Source organism: Azospirillum sp. ST 5-10, from assembly GCF_051225715.1.
Taxonomy (GTDB): domain Bacteria; phylum Pseudomonadota; class Alphaproteobacteria; order Azospirillales; family Azospirillaceae; genus Azospirillum.
The window spans coordinates 77,233-97,483 of sequence record NZ_JBPJSP010000016.1 but is presented as its reverse complement, the minus strand read 5'-3'; the positions used below and the strand labels follow the sequence as shown (position 1 = coordinate 97,483).

At 73.5% G+C, this 20,251-nt stretch carries 22 protein-coding genes and 1 other RNA gene; 16 read left to right on the top strand and 7 right to left on the bottom strand.

What is annotated here, in order from left to right; translation table 11 throughout:
* The 6 genes from ACSBPG_RS18410 to recR all read left to right on the top strand — a co-directional run bounded on the left by ACSBPG_RS18410 (position 1) and on the right by recR (position 4,720).
* Positions 1–408 carry a lipopolysaccharide assembly protein LapA domain-containing protein gene (locus tag ACSBPG_RS18410; RefSeq protein ID WP_435538655.1) on the top strand — a complete coding sequence of 136 codons (408 nt, stop codon included), beginning with the start codon at positions 1–3 and terminating at the stop codon, positions 406–408.
* A gap of 57 nt (positions 409–465) precedes the next feature.
* Positions 466–1,422 (top strand): ornithine cyclodeaminase family protein, encoded by a 957-nt coding sequence (locus tag ACSBPG_RS18405; protein WP_435538654.1) that lies wholly within the window; start codon positions 466–468, stop codon positions 1,420–1,422.
* Between the two features lie 205 nt (positions 1,423–1,627).
* An RNA gene (gene ffs, locus ACSBPG_RS18400) (signal recognition particle sRNA small type) lies at positions 1,628–1,725 on the top strand.
* Positions 1,726–1,825: 100 nt separating this feature from the next.
* Positions 1,826–3,703: a DNA polymerase III subunit gamma/tau gene (locus ACSBPG_RS18395; protein WP_435538653.1), complete on the top strand. Its 1,878-nt coding sequence runs from the start codon at positions 1,826–1,828 to the stop codon at positions 3,701–3,703.
* Between the two features lie 3 nt (positions 3,704–3,706).
* Positions 3,707–4,030 carry a YbaB/EbfC family nucleoid-associated protein gene (locus tag ACSBPG_RS18390; RefSeq protein WP_435538652.1) on the top strand — a complete coding sequence of 108 codons (324 nt, stop codon included), beginning with the start codon at positions 3,707–3,709 and terminating at the stop codon, positions 4,028–4,030.
* Between the two features lie 96 nt (positions 4,031–4,126).
* Positions 4,127–4,720: a recombination mediator RecR gene (gene recR, locus ACSBPG_RS18385; RefSeq protein ID WP_435538651.1), complete on the top strand. Its 594-nt coding sequence runs from the start codon at positions 4,127–4,129 to the stop codon at positions 4,718–4,720.
* Here the strand turns inward: recR and ACSBPG_RS18380 are convergent, their stop codons facing one another.
* From ACSBPG_RS18380 to ACSBPG_RS18360, 5 genes are all read right to left on the bottom strand, one after another.
* Entirely contained in the window at positions 4,721–5,488 is a 768-nt protein-coding gene (locus tag ACSBPG_RS18380; RefSeq protein ID WP_435538650.1) for a methyltransferase domain-containing protein, read from the bottom strand. It abuts the gene before it with no gap.
* A gap of 17 nt (positions 5,489–5,505) precedes the next feature.
* A complete protein-coding gene (locus tag ACSBPG_RS18375) occupies positions 5,506–5,742 on the bottom strand; it encodes a hypothetical protein (RefSeq protein ID WP_435538649.1) in 237 nt (78 codons plus the stop codon).
* Between the two features lie 89 nt (positions 5,743–5,831).
* The gene (locus ACSBPG_RS18370; protein WP_435538648.1) at positions 5,832–7,244 is read right to left on the bottom strand and encodes a sensor histidine kinase; all 1,413 of its coding nucleotides are present in this window, start codon (positions 7,242–7,244) and stop codon (positions 5,832–5,834) included.
* A 126-nt stretch (positions 7,245–7,370) separates the two neighbouring features.
* Complete coding sequence (locus tag ACSBPG_RS18365) at positions 7,371–8,786, bottom strand: dihydrolipoyl dehydrogenase family protein (protein WP_435538647.1); 1,416 nt, start codon at positions 8,784–8,786, stop codon at positions 7,371–7,373.
* The gene (locus tag ACSBPG_RS18360) at positions 8,783–9,514 is read right to left on the bottom strand and encodes a TVP38/TMEM64 family protein (protein WP_435538646.1); all 732 of its coding nucleotides are present in this window, start codon (positions 9,512–9,514) and stop codon (positions 8,783–8,785) included. Before ACSBPG_RS18360 ends, ACSBPG_RS18365 begins: the two co-directional genes overlap by 4 nt.
* 171 nt (positions 9,515–9,685) lie before the next feature.
* Here ACSBPG_RS18360 and rfaE1 point away from each other — a divergent pair, with 171 nt between their 5' ends.
* The 9 genes from rfaE1 (at position 9,686) to ACSBPG_RS18315 (ending at position 17,707) form a co-directional block, all read left to right on the top strand.
* Entirely contained in the window at positions 9,686–11,140 is a 1,455-nt protein-coding gene (gene rfaE1 / locus ACSBPG_RS18355) for a D-glycero-beta-D-manno-heptose-7-phosphate kinase (protein WP_435538645.1), read from the top strand.
* A gap of 88 nt (positions 11,141–11,228) precedes the next feature.
* Positions 11,229–11,744 carry a methyltransferase family protein gene (locus ACSBPG_RS18350; RefSeq protein ID WP_435538644.1) on the top strand — a complete coding sequence of 172 codons (516 nt, stop codon included), beginning with the start codon at positions 11,229–11,231 and terminating at the stop codon, positions 11,742–11,744.
* A 30-nt stretch (positions 11,745–11,774) separates the two neighbouring features.
* Positions 11,775–12,662 carry an alpha/beta fold hydrolase gene (locus tag ACSBPG_RS18345; RefSeq protein ID WP_435538643.1) on the top strand — a complete coding sequence of 296 codons (888 nt, stop codon included), beginning with the start codon at positions 11,775–11,777 and terminating at the stop codon, positions 12,660–12,662.
* Positions 12,663–12,815: 153 nt separating this feature from the next.
* Complete coding sequence (locus tag ACSBPG_RS18340) at positions 12,816–13,886, top strand: calcium-binding protein (protein ID WP_435538642.1); 1,071 nt, start codon at positions 12,816–12,818, stop codon at positions 13,884–13,886.
* Between the two features lie 76 nt (positions 13,887–13,962).
* Complete coding sequence (locus tag ACSBPG_RS18335; protein WP_435538641.1) at positions 13,963–14,877, top strand: NAD(+)--dinitrogen-reductase ADP-D-ribosyltransferase; 915 nt, start codon at positions 13,963–13,965, stop codon at positions 14,875–14,877.
* A 37-nt stretch (positions 14,878–14,914) separates the two neighbouring features.
* A complete protein-coding gene (gene draG / locus ACSBPG_RS18330) occupies positions 14,915–15,820 on the top strand; it encodes an ADP-ribosyl-[dinitrogen reductase] hydrolase (RefSeq protein ID WP_435538640.1) in 906 nt (301 codons plus the stop codon).
* Positions 15,813–16,238 carry an ArsC/Spx/MgsR family protein gene (locus ACSBPG_RS18325; RefSeq protein ID WP_435538639.1) on the top strand — a complete coding sequence of 142 codons (426 nt, stop codon included), beginning with the start codon at positions 15,813–15,815 and terminating at the stop codon, positions 16,236–16,238. The genes draG and ACSBPG_RS18325 overlap by 8 nt, the downstream gene beginning before the upstream one ends.
* Before the next feature lie 61 nt (positions 16,239–16,299).
* Positions 16,300–16,914, top strand: a complete 615-nt coding sequence (locus ACSBPG_RS18320) for a Uma2 family endonuclease (protein ID WP_435538638.1) — start codon at positions 16,300–16,302, stop codon at positions 16,912–16,914.
* Positions 16,915–16,939: 25 nt separating this feature from the next.
* On the top strand, positions 16,940–17,707 hold the full coding sequence (locus tag ACSBPG_RS18315; RefSeq protein ID WP_435538637.1) for a class II glutamine amidotransferase: 768 nt from the start codon (positions 16,940–16,942) through the stop codon (positions 17,705–17,707).
* Positions 17,708–17,723: 16 nt separating this feature from the next.
* On the opposite strand, the gene chrA is transcribed toward ACSBPG_RS18315, so the two are convergent.
* Positions 17,724–18,995: a chromate efflux transporter gene (gene chrA / locus ACSBPG_RS18310; RefSeq protein WP_435538636.1), complete on the bottom strand. Its 1,272-nt coding sequence runs from the start codon at positions 18,993–18,995 to the stop codon at positions 17,724–17,726.
* Between the two features lie 273 nt (positions 18,996–19,268).
* On the opposite strand from chrA, the gene ACSBPG_RS18305 reads away from it, so the two are divergent.
* Positions 19,269–19,691, top strand: coding sequence for a VOC family protein (locus ACSBPG_RS18305; protein ID WP_435538635.1), 423 nt, complete (start codon positions 19,269–19,271; stop codon positions 19,689–19,691).
* A gap of 36 nt (positions 19,692–19,727) precedes the next feature.
* On the opposite strand, the gene ybaK is transcribed toward ACSBPG_RS18305, so the two are convergent.
* Positions 19,728–20,213, bottom strand: a complete 486-nt coding sequence (ybaK, locus tag ACSBPG_RS18300; protein ID WP_435538634.1) for a Cys-tRNA(Pro) deacylase — start codon at positions 20,211–20,213, stop codon at positions 19,728–19,730.
* Positions 20,214–20,251: the final 38 nt, after the last annotated feature.

Here is a 20,251-nt window from a genome sequence, read left to right as displayed (position 1 = left end):
GTGCGCTACCTGACCTGGATCGTCACCATTCCGATCGCCGTCGTCGCGGTCCTGTTCGCCGTCTCCAACCGCGAGACGGTGGTCTTCACCCTGTGGCCGACGCCGTTCTCGCTGGAGGCGCCGCTCTACCTCGCCACCCTGGTGGCGCTGGTCGTCGGTTTCCTGGCCGGCGGCTTCATCGCCTGGGTGGCCCAGGGCGGCAACCGCCGCCGGGCGCGGGTGCAGACCGACCGGGTCCATTACCTGGAGCGCGACCTGCGCGAGTCCCAGGCCCGCCTCGCCGCCGCCGAGAAGCGCATCGCCGAGATGACCCCGCCGGTGTCCGGCCAGCCCCGCAGCGCGGCGACCCTGCCGGCGCCGGCGCCGGCGCCGGCGCCGACCGCGCCGACTCCGCCCACCGTGCACTGACGCCCGTACGGCGCCGGGGGCGCCTACCCCCGGTCCGCAGGTCGAGGGAGGGAACCGATGCGCACCGTCACCGGCGCCGAACTGCGCAGCGTTCTGCACCACCGGATGCTGATCGAACGGCTCCGGCAGACCTTCCGCGCCGAGGTCGAGGTGCCGCTGCGCCACCACCACACCGTGCCGACCTACGGCGAGCACGACGCCACCCTGCTGCTGATGCCGGCGTGGCAGACCGGGCGCACCATCGGCATCAAGGTGGTCACCGTCTTTCCCGACAACGCCGCCCAGGACCTGCCGGCGGTGCAGGGCGTGTACCTTCTGATGGACGGCAAGACCGGCGTGCCGCAGGCGCTGATCGACGGCGCGGCCCTGACCAAGCGGCGCACCGCCGCGGCGTCGGCCCTGGCCGCCTCCTACCTGGCGCGGCCCGACTCCGATCGGCTGCTGGTGGTCGGCACCGGGGCGCTGGCGCCGGAGCTGATCGAGGCGCACGCCAGCGTGCTGCCCTTGCGCCACGTCCTGGTGTGGGGGCGCAACCCGGACAAGGCCAAGAGGGTGGTGGCCCGCTTCCACCGGCCGAAGTTCCGCATCGAGGCGACCGACGACCTGGAGCAGGCGGTGCGCGGCGCCCACGTCATCTCCTGCGCCACCCTGGCGAAGGAGCCGCTGATCAAGGGGGCGTGGCTGCAGCCGGGGCAGCACCTCGACCTGGTCGGCGGCTTCACCCCGGAGATGCGCGAGGCCGACGACGACTGCATCCGCCGCGCCCGCGTCTTCGTCGACACCCGCGAGGGCGCCTGCGCGGAGGCCGGCGACATCGTCCAGCCCATGACGGCCGGCATCCTGCATGCCGACGACATCGCCGGCGATCTCTTCGACCTGACCCGCGGCGAGCGCGCCGGGCGCCGCTTCTACGACCAGATCACCCTGTTCAAGTCGGTCGGCACGGCGCTGGAAGACCTCGCGGCCGCCCAGCTCGCCGTCGAGATGGTGCTGCACAACGACACGATCCGATAGGCCGGGTCTCGGCGGGCCGATTGGCGTTCGGATATCAAACACAAAGATCCGAAGATTGTAGGATCAGAAGTTTTTTCTACAAGTTATAATTCAAAATATTCCCATCTTCCAATCTTCGTGTTTTTATATCGGACCTCCTCCGCCAGGAGACACCCCGGCACGATTCGCCTTGCAATGGCGGGGCGGGGTGCCGATATTGGGGTCGGGTGGTTGGCGGCGGACGGGTCCCTCGCCAAACCGGTCAGGTCCGGAAGGAAGCAGCCGTAACGAGTTCCGGCTCGGGTCGTTCGTCCAGCCACCCACCTTGCCTCCTCTCCCCGACAGTCCCGACGGAACACGCGACAGCGCCGACCGGTGCCGCTATGCTGCGGGCCGTCGCTTTGCCGTTTCCCGGGAAGACCGCGTGACCGACCAGACCGTCGCCGACAGCGCCGCAGCCAGCCGCAGCCCCGCCGGGTCACCGGCCGCCGGCATGGCCTACCGCGTGCTGGCCCGCAAGTACCGCCCGACCTCGTTCAAGGAGCTGATCGGCCAGGACGCGCTGGTCCGCACCCTGACCAACGCGGTGGCGTCGGGGCGCATCGCCCAGGCCTTCATGCTGACCGGCGTGCGCGGCGTCGGCAAGACGACGACGGCACGCATCATCGCCCGCGCGCTCAACTGCACCGGCCCCGACGGCAAGGGCGGGCCGACGGTGGAGCCCTGCGGCGTCTGCGACAGTTGCCGCGCCATCGCCGAGGACCGCCACGTCGACGTCATCGAGATGGACGCCGCCTCCCACACCGGCGTCGAGGACATCCGCGAGATCATCGACGGCGTGCGCTACGCCCCGGTGTCGGCGCGCTACAAGCTCTACATCGTCGACGAGGTCCACATGCTCTCCAAGAGCGCGTTCAACGCGCTCCTGAAGACGCTGGAGGAGCCGCCGAGCCACGTGAAGTTCGTCTTCGCCACCACCGAGATCCGCAAGGTGCCGGTGACGGTGCTGTCGCGCTGCCAGCGCTTCGACCTGCGCCGGGTCGACAGCCTGGTGTTGAAGGAGCACTTCACCCGCGTCGCCGGCGCCGAGGGCGCCGGCATCGAGCCCGACGCCGCGGCGCTGATCGCCCGCGCCGCCGACGGTTCGGTGCGCGACGGCCTGTCCCTGCTCGACCAGGCGATCGCGCTCGGCGGCGGCGCAGTCACCACGGTGCAGGTCCGCGACATGCTGGGCCTCGCCGACCGCGAGCGGGTCATCGACCTGTTCGAGACGGCCCTGACGGGCCGGCCGGCCGAGGCGCTGGACATCCTCGCCGACCTGCACCGGGTCGGCGCCGACCCGGTGGTGATCCTCCAGGACCTGCTCGACCTCGTACACAACCTGACCCGCCTCAAGGTGGTGCCGGCGACCGCCGCCGATCCGTCGCTGCCGGAGGCCGAGCGCACCCGCGGCGGCGCCCTGTCGGGCCGTCTCGGCATGCCGGCGCTGACGCGGGCGTGGCAACTGCTGCTCAAGGGACTGGGCGAGGTGCAGATGGCGCCGGTGCCGCAGCAGGCGCTCGAGATGGTGATCGTCCGCCTCGCCTACGCCGCCGACCTGCCGACGCCGGGCGAGCTGGTGCGGCAGATGCAGAACGCCGGCCCCGCCGGCGGGGCCGGTCCCGGCCCGGCGGCGCGGGGTCCGGGCGGCGGTCCGGTGGCGGTGGCGGGGGGCGGCGCGCCGGCCCGCGCCGTCGCCCGCGCGGCCGAGCCGGCGCGCGAGCCGACCGCCCAGCGCGCCGCCCCGGCCGCCCTCCCCAGCGAGGACCGCGCGCCCATGCCGCGCGACTTCCGCGCGCTGGTGCAGCTCTTCGCCGAGAACCGCGAGGGGGCGCTCTACGGCCATCTCTACGGCGCGGTGCACCTGGTGCGCCTGGAGCCGGGCCGGCTGGAGATCCGGCCCGGCCCGTCGGCGCCGGCCAACCTCGCCAACCGCGCCGGGCAGCTGCTCGGCGAATGGACCGGCACGCGCTGGGTGGTGGCGGTCAGCGACGCGGTCGGCCAGCCGACGCTGGCCGAGCAGGACCAGCAGATCCGCCAGCGCGCCTACGCCGAGGCGGAGGCCAACCCGCTGGTGCGGGCCGTGCTGGAGACCTTCCCCGGCGCCCGCATCGCCGAGGTCCGCGACCTCGCCGCCGCGGCCGCGGCGGAGGCGGAACGGGAAGCCGTGGTGCCCGCGGTTGCGGAAGCCGGCGGCGATGACGATCTCATGCAGGACGATGACGCGGTGTTCTACCCGCTCGATGACGAAGGAGAGTTCTAAACCATGAAGAACATCGGCCAGATGATGAAGCAGGCCCAGCAGATGCAGACCAAGATGCAGGAGATGCAGCAGAAGCTGGCCGACATCGAAGTGTCCGGGCAGGCCGGCGCCGGCATGGTCAGCGTCACCGTCAACGGCAAGGGCGACCTGAAGAAGGTGAAGCTGGACAAGTCCATCGTCGATCCCGAGGACACGGAGATGCTGGAGGACCTCATCGTCGCCGCGTTCAACGACGCCAAGTCGAAGGCCGAGCAGATGGCGGCCGACGAGACGGCGAAGCTGATGGGCGGCCTGAAGCTGCCGCCGGGCATGAAGCTGCCGTTCTGACCGAAACGTTGTCGCATCGGCCCCCCATCCGCCTCCCGCCGCGCGGGAGACGTCGGGAGGGGGGCCGTCGCATGCACCTTCCAAGAACACCCGCGAATGGTCGGACCTGAAATCGAGCGGCTGATCCAGCTCCTGGCGCGCCTGCCGGGGCTGGGACCGCGTTCGGCGCGGCGTGCCGCGCTGCTGCTGCTGAAGCGCCGCGACGGCCTGCTGGTGCCCCTGTCGGAGGCGATGGCGGCGGCCGCCGAGGCGGTGCGCACCTGCTCCGTCTGCGGCAACCTGGACACCCGCGACCCCTGCACCGTGTGCGCCGACCCGGGGCGCGACCGCACCACCATCTGCGTGGTCGAGGACGCCGGCGACCTGTGGGCGCTGGAGCGCTCGCGCGCCTTCTCCGGCGTCTACCACGTGCTGGGCGGCACCCTGTCGGCGCTGCAGGGCGTCGGCCCCGAGGACCTGACGATCGCCGCCCTGGTGGAGCGCGCCCGCAACCCCGAGGTCGGCGAGGTGATCCTCGCCCTCAACGCCACCGTCGACGGCCAGACCACCGCCCACGTCGTCACCGACCGGCTGGCCCAGGCCGACGTCGCGGTCTCCCGCCTCGCCCACGGCGTGCCGGTCGGCGGCGAGCTCGACTATCTCGACGACGGCACCCTGACGGCGGCCCTCAAGGCGCGCCGGCCGCTCTGACTATCTCTGGGCGACGATGAACAGGCGGCGGAAGGGGAACAGGGTGGTGCCGTCGGCACGCCGCGGATAGGCCGCGGCCAGCCGCTCCTGGTAGGCGTCCAGGAAGGCCGCGCGCTCGGCGTCGTCGGCCAGCGCCTCCAGGAAGGGCAGGAGTGCGGTGCCCTTGGTCCACTCCAGCACCGGGCGCTCGCCCTCCAGCGCCTGCAGGTACTCGGTCTCCCAGATGTCGAGGCGGCGGGCGCGGCCCGCCAGCGCGTCGTAGTAGAAGGCCGGGGGATGCACCGGCGTGCCGCGCAGGGCGCCGGCCAGGCGCTCCGCCCACGGCCCGTCCTGGGCCGTGCGGTAGAGCAGCGCGTGGGAGGGGGCGTCGAAGTTGCGGGGCATCTGCACCGCCAGCACGCCGCCCGGGGCCACCGCCGCCAGCAGGTCGGGGAACAGGCGGTCGTGGCCGTCCAGCCAGTGCAGGGCGGCGTTGGAGATCATCAGGTCGACCGGCTCCGCCGGCCGCCAGTCCCGCAGGTCGGCGGCGATCCAGCGCACCGGCGACGGCGTCGCCGCGGCGCGGGCCAGCATCTCCGGCGAGCCGTCGACGCCGGCGACCGCGGCGTCCGGCCAGCGCGCCGCCAGGGACCGCGCCAACTGCCCGGCGCCGCAGCCGAGATCGACGATCCGCCGCGGCGTCATCGGCGGCAGGGCGTTCACCAGATCGTGGGCCGGGCGGCGGCGCAGCGCCTCGAAGCGGCCGTACTGGTCGGGATCCCATGCCATGCTGCGCCTCCTCGGCCTCAGTGCTTGACGGTGCCGCCCCGCTCGGCCTCGGCCTGGCGCTTGCGCGCCATCTCGGCGTCGACGGCGTTGTAGTGGCGGTGGATCGCCAGGAACAGGTAGCCGACGCACAGGACGGCGACCAGCCAGCCGCCGTAGTAGAACGCCTCGTCCGCCGCCCTGGAGGCCGCCAGCAGGCCGAAGAGGCCCAGAATCCCGATCGCCCCGGAGGCGATCCACGTACCCGCTCCTTGCACGTCCCGTTCCTTTCTCGTCGCTCGATCCCGCCGCCCCCGTCCCGGGGGGTGCCCGGCGGCGCCTACATTGTGCGAAGCGATGGCGGGAATCAATGCGCGCCGTTCGCCTCCGGCGACGCGGGCAGCTCCAGGGCGAAGGTGGTGCCGGCGGCGGTGCTCTCCACCAGGACCAGGTCGCCGCCGTGGGCGCGGGCGATCTCGCGGGCGATGGCGAGGCCGAGCCCGGTGCCGCCGGCCCGCGCCGAGCCGGTGAAGGGCTGGAACAGGTTCTCCCGGGCGCGCGGCGGCAGCCCCGGCCCGGTGTCGGTGAGCAGCAGGACGACGCGGGGGCCCTCCGCCTCGGCGGTGACGGTGACCGCCCCGGCCCCGGCCTGCACCGCGTTGCGGCCGAGATTGACCAGCGCGCGGGCGAGCTGGTCGCGGTCGGCGGCGACTCGCAGCCCCTCCGGCACCCGGTTGACCCAGCGCGCCTCGACCCGCACGCCGTCGGCGCGCAGGGAGTCCAGGACCTCGTCGCCGGCCTCGCCGACCAGGGCGTGCAGGTCCAAGGGCGCGGGGTGCACCGGCAGCGAGCCGTCGCGGGTGTAGGACAGGGTCTGGCCGCACAGCGCCACCGCCCGGTCGAGGGCGCCGAGCAGGCGCGGCGTGACCCGGCGGACCTCCGGGTCGGTGCTCTCGGCGAGGTGCTCCGACAGCAGCGAGGCGGTGGCGAGGATGCCGCGCAGGTCGTGGTTGATCTTGGTGACCGCGGTGCCCAGGGCGGCCAGCCGCTCGCGCTGGCGCAGCGCCGCCCGCAGGGCCGCCTGCATCTCCACCAGCTCGCGCTGGGCGACGCCGATCTCGTCGTCGCGCCCGTCGGAGGCGAAGGCCGGCACCGCCCGCTCCGGATCGCGGCGGAAGCCGACCATGCTGGCGGTGAGGCGGCGCATCGGCCGCACCAGCAGGCCGGTCAGCGCCAGGTAGACCAGCCCCGCGGTGATCAGCGAGATGACGATGGAGAGCGCCAGGATGCGGCCGGAGAAGTCGTGCATCGCCATGATCAGCGGCCGCTCGTCCATCGTCACCTCGACGGTGAGAGCGGGGTCCTTGGGCGAGCGGTCGATGACGCGGACGACCCGGTTGCCCGGCCGCGCCATGGCGGCGAAGGCGTCGGCGATCAGCGAGACGGTGGTCGCCTCGCGCAGGTCGACCACCGCGTCCACCGTCGGCGGCATGGTGGTGGACAGCATGTAGACCCGCGAATCCGGCTGGATCAGGTCGATGGCGTGGGCGCCGACGTGGGCCAGCAGCTTGGCCTCGAGCGCCTTCGTCACCATGCGGTCGGGCGCCGCCTCGACCGACAGCGCCGCCAAGTGGGCCGCCGCCAGCCGCTCCTCCAGGAAGGCGAGGCGGAAGCGGGCGATCGACGGCGTGTAGATCAGCACCTCGGCCAGCATGACGAACAGCACCGTCAGCACCAGGAGCTTGGCGGAAAGGCTGCGGGTCAGCGGCGGCAGGGGCATGGGGGCGCGGAGCGTAGGGGACGGAGTCGACGGGACCGGGCGGATCGCCATTGCCCCCGCCCTCCCCATGCTGTGCAAGCGGAGGGCGGAGGCAAGCGTATCACGGTGGCTGCAAATCCGCTCGGCCTACCCGAAGCGCTGAAGAAAGCGCACCAGCCGGCGGGTACGTTCGCCGAACAGGGTCGGCTCGAACCAGCTCCCGGCGGCGCGCTTGCCGGACTCGGCCAGGGTGGGGTAGGGCAGCAGCAGCGGTGCCACGTCGTGCACCCGCATGCCCTTGGTCAGCGCCAGGCACCACAGGGCGAGCTGCTCGCCGGCGTGGGCGCCGACGATGGAGACGCCGAGCAGGCGGCCGCGCCGGCCCACCACCAGCTTCACCAGCCCCGCGGCGGCGTCCTCGGCGCGGGCCCGGTCGTTGTCGGCGAAGGGCTGGCGCAGCACGGTGACCGTGTCGCCATGGGCGGCGCGCGCCGCCTCCTCGGTCAGCCCGACCTGGGCCAGCTCGGGGTCGGTGTAGGTGACCCAGGGCAGGGGGGCCGCGTCGGCGCGGGCCGGCCAGCGGAAGAGCGCGTTGCGCACGACGATCCCGGCGTGGTGGCCGGCCACGTGGGTGAAGGCCGGCCCGCCGGTGGCGTCGCCGACGGCGAAGACCCGGCGGTTGCTGGTGCGCAGACGGCGGTCGACGCGGATGCCGCCGGCATCGGCGGCGATGCCGGCCGCCTCCAGGCCGAGGTCGTCGACCACCGGCCGGCGCCCGGCGGCGACCAGCAGGTCGGAGCCCTCCAGGCGCCGCCCGTCCTCCAGCCAGGCGGCGACGCCGCTGCCGGCGCGCTCGACGCGGGCGACCCCCAGGCCTTCCACCAGCGCCACCCCGTCGGCCGCCAGGCTGCGGCGCACCACCGCCACCAGCTCGGGGTCGTCGCGCGGCAGCAGGCGCTGCTGCTCCACCAGGGTGACGCGGGCTCCCAGGCGGCGGTGGGCCTGCGCCATCTCCGCGCCGATCGGGCCGCCGCCGAGCACGATCAGGTGCTCCGGTGCCGCCGTGCGCGCGAACAGCGTTTCGTTGGTCAGGTGGGGCACGCCGTCGAGACCGGGGATCGGCGGCACCCGCGGCCGCGAGCCAGTCGCCAGCACGAAGCGGCGGGCGCGGATGCGGGTGCCGCCGGCCTCCAGGGTGTCGGGACCGGTGAAGCGGCCGTGCGCGGCGATCACCCGCACGCCCAGTCCCTCGAAGCGTTCGCGGCTGTCGTGGGGGGCGATGGCGGCGATGGTGCGGTGCACATGGGCGTGCACGGCGGCGAAGTCCACCGCCGGCTCGTGCCCGTTCACGCCGAAGCGGCCGGCCGTCCGCACGGCGTGCGCCGCCTTGGCGGCGGCCAGCAGCGCCTTGGAGGGCACGCAGCCGGCGTTCAGGCAGTCGCCGCCCATGGCGCCGCGTTCGACCAGCACCGTGTCGACGCCCAGCCGGGCCGCCGCGGCGGCCACCGACAGGCCGCCGGAACCGGCGCCGACGACGCAGAGGTCGCAGCGGATCGCGCTCACCGCCGCCTCCGCCAGCGACGGACGGCGACCGGCACCAGCGCCAGGGCGGCGAGGCCGAGGAGCGGCAGCATCAGCTCGGGCGCCAGGATCAGGTCCAGGTCGGGCTCGCCGCCGGCCTCCAGCACCGCCCCCAGTCCGTTGCCGACGGAGGCGTACACCAGCGCGCCGGGAACGATGCCGATCGCCGTCGCCAGCGCGTAGGTGCCGAGCGGCACGCCGAGGAAGGCCGGCACCAGGTTGACCAGCCAGAACGGGAACAGCGGCACCAGGCGCAGGAACAGCGTGTAGCTGAAGGCGTGATCGCGGAAGCCGGCCTCCAGGCGGGCGATCCACGGCGCGGCACGTCGCCGCAGCGCGTCGCCCAGCGCGGTGCGGGCGGCGAGGAACACGGCGACCGCGCCGACGGTGGCGCCGATCACGGCGCAGACGGCGGCCGGGACGGTGCCGAACAGGAAGCCGCCGGCCAGGGTCAGCACCGTCGCCCCGGGCACCGAGAAGGCGACGGCCAGGGCGTACACGCCGACGTAGGCGGCCACCGCCAGTGCGCCGTGGGCGGCGACGAAGCCGGTGAGCTCGCCGCGGTAGCGGGCCAGCGCGTCCAGGCTCAGCGCGTCGCCGCCGCCGAAGGCGAGGAAGGCGGCCAGGCCCGCCCCCAGCACGGCGAGCGGCGCCAGGCGCTTCCACAGCGCCGGCGGCGGGTCGGCGGAGGCGCGCTCGGCCACGGCCATGACGGGGTCTCCTCGGGCGGTCGGGGTCTCCTCCTGCAACAGGTAGCCCCGCCCTCCGCTCACCCGCCAGTCACCTTGGCGTGAAGGGGCCGGGGCGCCCTGTCCGGCTTGCATTGCTGCGGCCCGACAACGTTCGTTGTATCGCTTCCGGGCTGTTGGTAAGAAGCGGCCATGAGCGACCTTGCCCGCCACATCGAGGCCCTGTCGACGGCGCGCGTGCTGTGCGTCGGCGACGTCATGCTCGACCGCTTCGTCTACGGCGCCGTCGACCGCGTGTCGCCGGAGGCCCCGATCCCGGTGCTGCGCATCGAGCGGGAGACCGCGATGCTCGGCGGCGCCGGCAACGTCGCGGCCAATCTGACGGCGCTCGGGGCGGTCTGCCGCTTCGTCTCGGTGGTCGGCGACGATCCCGCCGGCAGCGAGGTGCGGCGGCTGGTGGCGCTGGAGACCGGCGACAACGCCGGCATCGTCGCCGAGCCGGGCCGGCAGACGACCGTCAAGACCCGCTTCATCGGCGGCCGCCAGCAGCTGCTGCGCGCCGACGCCGAGACGGTGGTCGGGGTCAACCCGCTGTGGTGCGAATCCCTGCGCGGCGCGGTCCACGAGGCGCTGCGCGAGGTGGGGGCCGTCGTCCTGTCCGACTACGGCAAGGGCGTGCTGTCCGATCGGCTGGTCGCCGAGACCATCGCCGCCGCCCGGGCGGCCGGCCTGCCGGTGGTGGTGGATCCCAAGGGCAACGACTACCGCCGCTACCGCGGCGCCACCGTGGTGACGCCGAACCGCAAGGAGCTGATGCAGGCGACCGGCCGACCGGCCGACAGCGACGCCGAGGTGGCCGACGCCTGCGCCCACCTGATCGGCGCCTGCGGCATCGACGCGGTGGTCGCCACCCGCTCCGAGCGCGGCCTGACGGTCGTCACCCGCACCGGCACGGTCGCCCACCTGCCGGCCGAGGCGCGCGAGGTGTTCGACGTCTCGGGCGCCGGCGACACCGTGGTCGCCACCCTGACGTCGGCGCTGGCCGCCGGCGTGCCGCTGGAGGACGCGGCGCGGCTGGCCAATCTGGCGGCCGGCATCGTCGTCGGCAAGGTCGGCACCGCCGTGGTGCGCACCGCGGAGCTGCTGGGCGCCCTGCACGAGCAGGAGTGGCGCCACGGCGAATGCAAGGTCGTCACCCGCGAGGAGGCGGTGGAGCGCCTCTGCCGCTGGAAGATGCGGGGCAAGCGGATCGGCTTCACCAACGGCTGCTTCGACCTGCTGCATCCCGGCCACGTCTCGCTGCTGGCCCAGGCCAAGGCAGGCTGCGACCTGCTGGTGGTCGGCCTCAACAGCGACGATTCCGTGCGGCGCCTGAAGGGCCCGACCCGGCCGGTGCAGGGCGAGTCCGCGCGCGCCACCGTGCTGGCCTCGCTGAGCTCGGTCGACCTCGTGGTGATCTTCGACGAGGATACGCCGGAACAGCTCATCCGCACCCTGCGCCCCGACGTGCTGGTGAAGGGGGCGGACTACCGCGTCGACCAGGTGGTCGGCGCCGACTTCGTGCAGAGCTACGGCGGCCGCGTGCTGCTCGCCGACCTCGTCGCCGGCCAGAGCACGACCAACACCATCAAGCGCCTGAAGGGATAGGCCCGCGTCCGCCCCCGCCGCCCACCTCCTGTACGCGCTGGCCTGGGCGTCGTTCGGCGTCCTCCACAGCCTGCTGGCGTCGCGGCGGGTGAAGGCGCGGCTGGGGCTGGGGGCCTACACGCGGCTGGCGTACAACCTCGTCGCCCTGCTGCACGCCGGTCTGGTGGTCGCGTGCGGGCGCCGGCTGCTGGCCGGTGCGGCGTTCGACCGGCCGGGCTGGCTGGTCGTGCTGCAGGGCGTGCTGGCCGTCGCCGGTGCCGCCGTGTTCGCCTGGGGGTTGGCCGGCTACGATCTCGGGCGCTTCGCCGGGACCGCCCAGGTGCGTGCCCACCGCGCCGGCCGCGCGCTGGACGAGGACGGCCCGCTGCGCATCGGCGGTGCCGGGCGCTACGTCCGGCACCCTCTGTATGCGGGCGGGCTGCTCCTCCTGTGGGGCGGCGTGCTCGATGCGTACACCGGGGCGACTGCCCTGTGGGCCAGCCTCTACCTGCTGATCGGCATGACGTTCGAGGAGCGCCGGCTGCTGGCGCTCCACGGCGACGCCTACCGCGCCTATCGCGCGCGGGTGCCGGCCCTGGTCCCGTGGCGCGGCCGCGCCATCTAGAACGGAACACGGCGGAAGGGGGGCTGGGGCATGCTGGAGGGATTCGCAGGGCGTCGCGTCGCCACGAGCGGCGCGGAGATCTTCGCCGCGGTCGGCGGCGACGGGCCGCCGTTGCTGCTGCTGCACGGGTTTCCGCAGACGCACGCGATGTGGCACCGCGTGGCGCCCGAGCTGGCGCGGCGCTTCACGGTGGTGGCCGCCGACCTGCGCGGCTACGGCGCCTCGGAGAAGATGGCCGGCGACCCGGCGCACGTCCGCCACAGCAAGCGGGCCATGGCCCAGGATCAGGTCGAGGTGATGGCGGCGCTGGGCTTCGAGCGGTTCGCCGTGTGCGGCCACGACCGCGGCGCCCGGGTGGCGCACCGCATGGCGCTGGACCATCCGGACCGGGTCGAGCGGCTTGCCGTCGTCGACATCGTGCCCACCCTTGAGGTGTTCGAGCGGGTCGACCAGGCCATGGCGACCGCCTACTACCACTGGTTCTTCCTGATCCAGCCCGGCGGCCTGCCGGAGCACCTGATCGGCCTCGACCCCGAATTCTACCTGCGACGCACGCTCGGTTCCTGGGGCTCGGGCACCGGGGCGTTCGGCGAGGAGGCCTTCGCCGCCTACCTCCAGGCATTCCGCAATCCGGCCACCGTCCACGCCATGTGCGAGGACTACCGCGCCGCCGCCTCCATCGACCTGGAGCACGACCGCGGCGACCGGCTCGCCGGCCGCACCGTCGCGGCGCCGACCCTGGCGCTGTGGGGGGCCGACAGCGTGGTGGGGCGGACCTACGCCGACCCGCTCGCCCTGTGGCGGCCGTACGCCCCGCGGGTCGAGGGCCGCGCGCTGCCCGGCGGCCACTTCCTGCCGGAAGAGCGGCCGCAGGAGACGCTGGCGGCGCTGCTCGCCTTCCTGGCGGGCGGGCCCTGAGCGGACGGGCGGGGAGGGCCCGCCGAACGGGGGAGGGCCTCTCCGAACGTACGGCCCGCCGGGACAATGGTCAGGGCCCGGCGTTGGTCACAGCAGGTTAAGAAAACGTTAAGGCACACTCCGCGGCAGTCCATCGCAAGCGGAGTGCGCGCCATGACCCTCTCGGCCAGCTACTACGAGAACCGCGCCGACGGCGGCTTCGGCTGGGCGGTGAACTACGATCTCGACTTCGACGGCAGCACCTTCACGGTGCAGACGCGCATCGACCTCGCCGGCGCGGACCCCGGCGCGCTGCAGGCCACCTGGGAGCAGGGGATCGAGGACATCTGGAGCGGCAAGATGTGCCTCACCGACGGCGTCGAGCTCTTCCCCATCGCCGTCGACGTGGCGTTCGTCGACGCCGACGCCCACTACACCGTCACCGTCCGGGACGGCACCGGGCGCGACGACATGACGAACTGGTACACCGACACCGCCTGGGGGCCGGCCTACCAGGACGAGCTGGCGGCGCACGAGTTCGGTCACATGATCGGCATGTTCGACGAATACGCCGGCGGCGCCACCTACAACGGGTTCGCCACCACCGGCACCCTGATGTCGGACCTCACGCCCGTCCTCGACGAGGGCTACTTCTGGTCGGTCGACCACTTCGCCGAGACCCTGTACGGCCGCACCCTGACGGTGGTCGAGGCCGACGGCGCCGCCGCTCCGCAGCCCGAACCCGTTGCCGAAGCCGGGCGCACCGTCAACGGCGGCGCCGCCGCGGACGTCCTGAGCGGCGCCTCGGGCGACGACAGCATCCGCGGCTACGCCGGCGACGACGCCCTGTCCGGCCTGTCCGGCGACGACACGCTGAAGGGCGAGGCCGGACGCGACACCCTCCAGGGCGGCGCCGGCGACGACAGCATGCACGGCGGCGACGACGACGACCTGATCTTCGGCGGAGCCGGCGGCGACATCCTCTGGGGCAGCCCGGGCGACGACACCTTGAGCGGCGGCGACGGCGCCGACTGGTTCAAGTACACCCGCGGCAGCGGCCACGACGTCATCACCGACTTCGACGCCGCCGCCGGCGACCGCATCCAGCTCGCCGTCGGCCAGACCCACCGGGTGGTCGACGGTTCGGCCACCGACGCCGTCGTCGACCTCGGCAACGGCGACGTCATCACCCTCGACGGCGTGGGCCGCCACCTCGTGCAGGACGGCTGGTTCGTGTACGCCTGAGCCGGGCCGGCGTAGCATCTGGCGATCCGCCGCATTTCCCGCTATTCCTTATGAAAAGTGTGGATAAGGCGGTGCCATGGTGGATGGTGGGGTGGATGGTGGGGCGGACGGCTGGGCGGTCGGGGCGGAGCTGCGGGACGCCTCCGGGCGGCGCATCGAACCGGACTCGCCGCTGGCGCTGCGCGGCCATCGCACCAACCTGGTCGGCATCCCGGCGCAGATCCTCTCGACCACCGCCTTCAACGAGGCGCCGCGCGCCCTGCGCATCCACGGCACCCGCGGCCAGCACGCCGCCCTGTTCGAGGCGCTCGACGAGTCTGCCGACGCGGACGCCGCGGCCGAGGTCTTCCAGCGCTATCTCGCCCGGACGTTCGGGCTGAACCCGGACTTCTCCGGCAGCGAGGGCGCCGACGGCCGGCGCCGCTTCCGCGCCAGCTATCTGCGCCTGCTGAAGGGGTGGATGTTCGATGCCAACAACGCCGAAGGGGCGGTCCTGAAGGGCTGGGTGGAAAGCCGCTTCGGCCTGCTGCCGACCTTCCACGGCATGCCGATCCGCCGCTTCGCCTCCACGGCCTGGTACCGCTACGGCGAGCAGAAGGCGTCGACCCGCTTCCACAACAACCACATCCACCTCCAGCTCGACCTGCTGTACGAATACTGCCAGTGGTGGATGCGCCGGGGCTGGCCGGGCGCGCCGATGCCGGCGGGCACCCAGGCCATGCGGCTCTACCGCGGCGTCAACGATTTCGAGGAGCACTTCATCCTCGAACGGCCCGACCGGCGGACCGCCGTGCTGCGCCTCAACAACCTGTCCTCCTTCTCGGTCGACCGCGAGATCGCCGGCCAGTTCGGCGACTACATCCTGGAGGCCTGGGTGCCGGCGGTGAAGATCGTCTTCTTCCGCGACATCCTGCCGCGCTATCCCTTCCAGGGCGAAGGCGAGTACCTCGTGGTCGGCGGCGACTACCGCGTCACGGTGTCGCTGTTGTGACGCGGCGGCGCGGCGCGATCCTTGCACGGTACCGGGCATGATCGATCCGCTGCTCCATTCCCGGGCGCTCGGCGCCTATCTCGGCTTCGCCTGCGGCGATGCGCTGGGCGCCACTGTCGAATTCCTGACAAAGGGCGAGATCGCCCACCAGTACGGTGTCCACAAGCACCTCAAGGGCGGCGGCTGGCTGCGCCTGCAGCCGGGCCAGGTCACCGACGACACCGAGATGTCGATCCATCTCGGCCGCGCCATCCTCGCCGGCCCGGCCTGGGACGTGCGCCGCGTCGCCGAGGAGTTCGCGGTCTGGCTGAAGGGCGTTCCGGTCGACGTCGGCGACACCACGCGGCGCGGCATCCGCCGCTTCATCATGCACGGCACGGTCGAGGAGCCGCCGGCCGAGCACCTCGGCGGCAACGGCGCCCTCATGCGCAACCTGCCGGTGGCGCTGGCGACGCTCGGCGAGGACGAGGCCTTCCGGCGCCAGAGCCTGGAACAGGCCCACGTCACCCACAACCATCCCCTGGCCGACGCGGCGACCCTGGCGTTCGGGGAGATGGTGCAGGCGCTGCTGTGCGGCGGCGGCGTCAAGGCGGTGCGCGACATCGCCAACCGCCTGGTCGCCGACCACCGCGCCTTCAAGTTCGAGCCTTACCGCGGCCTGTCCACGGCCTACGTCGTCGACACGGTGCAGACGGTGCTGCACCACTATTTCCAGACCGACACCGTGGAATCCTGCGTGGTGGCGACGGTGAACCAGGGCGGCGACGCCGACACCACGGGGGCGCTCGCCGGCATGCTGGCGGGCGCCACCTACGGGGTCGAGAGCATCCCGCGGCGCTGGCTGCGCAAGCTCGACGCCCGCGTGCAGCAGGAGATCCGCGAGCAGGTGGACGGGCTGCTGGCCCGTGCGCCCCACGTGCGACGGGGAGGAGGCGATGGCTGAGGTGGTGTTCTACGAGAAGCCGGGCTGCGCCGGCAACGCGCGCCAGCGCCGCCTGCTGGAGGCGGCGGGGCACCGGCTGGAGGTGCGCGACCTGCTCGCCGCGCCGTGGACGCGCGAGAGCCTGCGCCCCTTCTTCGGCAACCGGCCGGTGGCGGAGTGGTTCAACCGCTCGGCCCCGGCGGTGAAGGCCGGCGAGATCGATCCCGACGCCCTCGACGCGGCGGCGGCCCTCGACCTCCTGGTGGCGGCGCCGCTGCTGATCCGCCGGCCGCTCATGCAGGTGGCGGACGAGCGCCGCTGCGGCTTCGACGCCGACGCGGTGGACGCCTGGATCGGCCTCGCCGAGCGACCCGCCGGCCCGCTGGAGGGCTGCGTCCGTCCCGCCATGCCGCCGTGCCCGGCGCCGCGGCGGGGCTGATTCGACAGGGCCGGCCGGCCGCGCTATCGTCCTTTCCGCGGGATGGGAGATGGGGGCTCGGGTGCGCAGCGACAGGGTTGAGACGCGCTTCGCTTCGGTGGAGGCGTTCCTCGTCTGGGAGGAGGGGCAGGCCGACCGCTACGAGTACCTCGCCGGCGCGGTCTGGCCGGCGGGCGGCGACGCCACGGCCATGGCTGGCGGCTCGCTCACCCACAACGATCTCGTTTTCAACATGCGCACGGCGTTGACGGCGGTGTTCCGACCGCGCGGCTGCCGGGTGCAGAGCGAGACCGTGAAACTGAAGACCGACACGTACGCCGTCTATCCCGACGTGATGGTGGTCTGCACGCCGTGCACGGGCCGGGAAACCACAGTCGGTGAGGCCACCGTGGTGGTCGAGGTGCTGGCCGAGGGCACGCAGACGAAGGATCGCACCCTCAAACAGCAGAGCTACCTCGATTTGCCCTTCCTTCTCCAGTACGTGCTGGTGTCCCAGGAGCGGCAGCTGGTCGAGGTCTACAGCCGCCAAGGGGATGGATGGGCCTACAAGGTGTTCCGGGGATCGGACCCGATGGTCGATCTGCCCGCCGTCGATGCCCGCGTCGCCATGGCCGACCTCTACCGCGACACCGACGTGCCGCCGGCGGCGGCGGTCGTGCCGTTGCGCGGCGCCTGAGCGGCCGCGGGGGAGAGGGACCGCCATGTGCGAACTGCTGGGCATGAGCGCCAACGTGCCCACGGACATCTGCTTCAGCTTCGCCGGACTGATGAACCGCGGCGGCCGCACCGGGCCGCACCGCGACGGCTGGGGCATCGCCTTCTACGAGGGCAAGGGCTGCCGCACCTTCCACGACCCGCACCCGAGCTGCGAGTCGGAGATCGCCCGGCTGGTGCGCGAATACCCCATCAAGTCGCGGGTCGTCGTCTCGCACATCCGCCGCGCCAACCGCGGCCGGGTGATGCTGGAGAACACCCACCCCTTCACCCGCGAGCTGTGGGGGCGGGTCTGGACCTTCGCCCACAACGGCCAGCTCAAGGGCATCAAGGGCCGGGATCTCCGCTTCTACCGCCCGGTCGGCACCACCGACAGCGAGCACGCCTTCTGCTGGCTGCTCGACCGGGTGCGCGACCGCTGGCCCGACCCGCCGCGCCGCGAGGCGGCGCTGACCGCCTTCGTGCGGGAGCTGGCGGCCGAGCTGAACGGGCTCGGCGTCTTCAACATGCTGCTCACCGACGGGCGGTTCCTGTGGTGCCACTGCGCCACCAACCTGGCGTGGCTGACCCGCAGGGCGCCCTTCGGCCCGGCGACCCTGCTGGACGAGGACATGACCGTCGACTTCGAGCGCGAGACGACCCCCGACGACGTGGTCACCGTCGTCGCCACCCGCCCGCTCACCCGCGACGAGCGCTGGACCGTGATGGGGGCGGGGGAGATGGTGGCGTTCCGCGACGGCGTGCCGGCGGGGTGACCGAGGCGACGCTCCCTCACCGCGCGCCGAGCCATGCCCCCGCCAGCCCCGCCGCGGCGCCGCCCAGCACCACCCAGTGAACGGCCACCCGTCCCCGCAGCAGCGCCGCCAGCGCCGCCGCCGCGACCGCCCAAGCGAAGGCGTCGGGCCGGCCGTCGGGCAGCAGCACGGCGCGGCCGAGGTAGACGCCGAGGTTGAGGATGACGCCGACCACCGCGGCCGTCACCGCGGCCAGCGCCGCCGCCACGCGGCCGTCGTGGATCAGCCGCTCCACGTAGGGCGCGCCGGCGAAGATGAAGAGGAAGCAGGGCAGGAAGGTGACGTAGGTGGTCAAGGCGGCGCCCAGGGCTCCCGACCGGAACGCCGCGGCGGGATCGGCGGCGGCGTTCCAGCCGGCGAAGAAGCCGACGTACTGGGTGACCAGGATCAGCGGGCCCGGCGTCGTCTCGGCCAGCGCCAGGCCGTTCACCATGTCGGCGGGGCCGAGCCAGCCGTACACCTCCACCGCCTGCTGCGCCACGTAGGGCAGCACCGCGTAGGCGCCGCCGAAGGTGACGAAGGCGGCCTTGGTGAACAGGGCGGCGATGCCGGCCCAGGGCTGCCAGCCCAGGGTCGCCACCGCCAGCGCCACCGGCACCGCCCACAGCGCCGCGAAGAGCAGCCCCAGGCGCACCAGCCGGCCGGGTCCGGGCGGTGCGCCCGCCGGCAGCAGGTCGGGGCCGTCGTGCAGCGCCGGGGCGAACCAGCGCCGCCCCGCGGCGTGGGCCGCCAGGCCGACCGCGGCGGCGCCGGCCACCACCATCGGGAAGGGCACGTGGAGGACGGCCAGGGCGAGGAAGGCCGCCGTCGCCAGGGCCGCCGGCGCCGGCCCCTTCAGGGTGCGGCGGCCGATCCGCCAGACCGCGGCGACGATGATGGCGACGACGGCGGGCTTGACCCCGGCGAAGACGGCGGCCACCGGGGCGGCGTCGCCGTGGGCCGCGGCGAGCCACGACAGGGCGAGCAGCACCAGCGCGCCCGGCAGCACGAACAGCCCGCCCGACACCAGCCCGCCGACCGTGCCGCGCAGGCGCCAGCCGACGTAGGTGGCGAGCTGCTGCGCCTCGGGCCCCGGCAGGATCATGCAGAAGTTGAGGGCGTGCAGGAACCGCGTCTGGTCGATCCAGCGGCGGCGGTCCACCAGCTCGGCCTGCATCATGGCGATCTGCCCGGCCGGTCCGCCGAAGCTGAGGCAGCCCAGCTTCAACCAGTAGAGCGCGAAGGCGGCGAAGGAGGGCTGGGGTGGCATGGGCGGCCTTCGGCGGCGGGGGAGGCGCCGTCAGTGGTATCACGGCCGCGCCGGTCGGGCGAGTGCGGGCGAGCCGCCGCCGGCGAGACCCCGACGCGTTTGGGGTTGCGTCCGCGGCCGAAGAGGTCTTACGTGGTGGGTGTCAGAAAAGGAGAGGTCGGTGCGGTTGGCCCGACCCCCGCGCCAGCGGGTCCTGGCCTTCGCCGCCGGCGTCGAGTCCCATGACCTTCAACGCCGCCGCGCTGGTGCGTCGGCGCACAGGAGGGTCTTGGTGTGCAGCAGCAAATCTCGGTGATCACCCTCGGCATTGCGGATCTCGCCCGCTCCCGCCGCTTCTACACCGAAGGATTCGGCTGGGTGCCGGTCTTCGAGAACGCGGAGATCGTCTTCTACCAGATGAACGGCTTCGTGCTCGGGACCTGGCAGGCGGATGCCCTTGCCGGCGACATGAACCGCGGCGGCCTGATGCGGCCCGGCGCTTTCGCCCTCGCACACAACGTCGCCGCCAGGACGGACGTCGAGCCGCTGCTGGACCGGCTGGCGCAATCGGGCGGCCGCCTTCTCCGGCCGGCCGACGAACCCGTGCACGGCGGGTTCCGCGGCTATGTCGCCGATCCCGACGACCATGCCTGGGAAATCGCGTGGAACCCGGCGTGGGCGATCGACGAGCGCGGGCACGTGAGCTTCGCCGTTTGACGGCGGCCCGCCGCCGGCGTGCGGTCCGGCCGGACCTCAGCCGGCGGCGGTGAGCGGTGCGACGGTGGCGCGGGCGATGCGGGCGAGGTCGGCCGGAGCCAGGGCGATCTGCAGGCCGCGGCGGCCGCCGTTGACGACGATCTCGGCCAGCGCCTCGGCACCGGCGTCGAGGAAGGTGGGCAGGGCCTTGCGCTGGCCCAGCGGGCTGATGCCGCCGACGAGATAGCCGGTGCTGCGCTCCGCCGCGGCGGCGTCGGCGAGGTCGGCCTTCTTGCCGCCGGCGCGCGCGGCCAACGCCTTGAGGTCGAGGCGCGCCGCCACCGGGATCACCGCACACACCAGCGCCCGGCCGTCGACCTGGGCGATCAGCGTCTTGTAGACGACCGCCGGGTCCAGGCCGAGCGCCGCCGCGGCGTGCAGGCCGATGGCGTCGGCCGAGGGATCGTAGTCGTATTCCAGCAGCCGGAAGCGCACCCCCGCCGCCTTCGCCGCGTTCACCGCCGGTGTCACCCTGGCCGCCATCCGCCTGTCCCCCGCGTCTCCGGAACCGTGAGCTTAGG

Bases quoted from the DNA above. Each gene is read 5' to 3' on its own strand.
- ACSBPG_RS18405 (WP_435538654.1), top strand. From the start codon at position 466: ATGCGCACCGTCACCGGCGCCGAACTGCGCAGCGTTCTGCACCACCGG.
- ACSBPG_RS18390 (WP_435538652.1), top strand. From the start codon at position 3,707: ATGAAGAACATCGGCCAGATGATGAAGCAGGCCCAGCAGATGCAGACC.
- recR (WP_435538651.1), top strand. From the start codon at position 4,127: ATGGTCGGACCTGAAATCGAGCGGCTGATCCAGCTCCTGGCGCGCCTG.
- ACSBPG_RS18380 (WP_435538650.1), bottom strand. From the start codon at position 5,488: ATGGCATGGGATCCCGACCAGTACGGCCGCTTCGAGGCGCTGCGCCGC.
- ACSBPG_RS18370 (WP_435538648.1), bottom strand. From the start codon at position 7,244: ATGCCCCTGCCGCCGCTGACCCGCAGCCTTTCCGCCAAGCTCCTGGTG.
- ACSBPG_RS18360 (WP_435538646.1), bottom strand. From the start codon at position 9,514: ATGGCCGTGGCCGAGCGCGCCTCCGCCGACCCGCCGCCGGCGCTGTGG.
- rfaE1 (WP_435538645.1), top strand. From the start codon at position 9,686: ATGAGCGACCTTGCCCGCCACATCGAGGCCCTGTCGACGGCGCGCGTG.
- ACSBPG_RS18345 (WP_435538643.1), top strand. From the start codon at position 11,775: ATGCTGGAGGGATTCGCAGGGCGTCGCGTCGCCACGAGCGGCGCGGAG.
- ACSBPG_RS18340 (WP_435538642.1), top strand. From the start codon at position 12,816: ATGACCCTCTCGGCCAGCTACTACGAGAACCGCGCCGACGGCGGCTTC.
- ACSBPG_RS18335 (WP_435538641.1), top strand. From the start codon at position 13,963: ATGGTGGATGGTGGGGTGGATGGTGGGGCGGACGGCTGGGCGGTCGGG.
- draG (WP_435538640.1), top strand. From the start codon at position 14,915: ATGATCGATCCGCTGCTCCATTCCCGGGCGCTCGGCGCCTATCTCGGC.
- ACSBPG_RS18325 (WP_435538639.1), top strand. From the start codon at position 15,813: ATGGCTGAGGTGGTGTTCTACGAGAAGCCGGGCTGCGCCGGCAACGCG.
- ACSBPG_RS18315 (WP_435538637.1), top strand. From the start codon at position 16,940: ATGTGCGAACTGCTGGGCATGAGCGCCAACGTGCCCACGGACATCTGC.
- chrA (WP_435538636.1), bottom strand. From the start codon at position 18,995: ATGCCACCCCAGCCCTCCTTCGCCGCCTTCGCGCTCTACTGGTTGAAG.
- ybaK (WP_435538634.1), bottom strand. From the start codon at position 20,213: ATGGCGGCCAGGGTGACACCGGCGGTGAACGCGGCGAAGGCGGCGGGG.